Here is a 359-nt window from a genome sequence, read left to right as displayed (position 1 = left end):
AGGGTGAAGCACTACTGACGATGCTGGATGACTATGATTTGCATTGCCGCCGGTTGTGCCGGGTGAAAAGCACCGCCAGCAAACCGTTTCACCGCCTGCTGATTGCGCTATCCCCTCAGGCCGGTGAGTGTGACGAAGCACAGCTGAGCATCCATCAGCAAGGCCAGTACTCGGCTGAGTTTATTGCCCTGACACAAGACTTTTACCTTAAGCTCTGATCCTGTCAGCAGCCAGCACGGATAATCCAAGTTTTTGTGCTTTAATCGGTGATACTTGCATCAAATCACACTATAATGCCGCCCCTTAACTGAATCACAGCAGCAAACTGCCCATCGACACGCGACCTTCAGGGGCAGCCC

1 pseudogene is annotated in these 359 nt (G+C 52.6%); it reads left to right on the top strand.

Annotated features, from left to right (window positions below):
- A pseudogene (locus ACYP03_RS24820) lies at positions 1-218 on the top strand (tRNA1(Val) (adenine(37)-N6)-methyltransferase); the annotation flags it as partial.
- Positions 219-359: the final 141 nt, after the last annotated feature.

This window comes from Photobacterium sp. R1 (assembly GCF_054600795.1).
The sequence above is the reverse complement of the archived record's forward strand: the minus strand, read 5'-3'. Positions and strand labels throughout refer to the sequence as shown.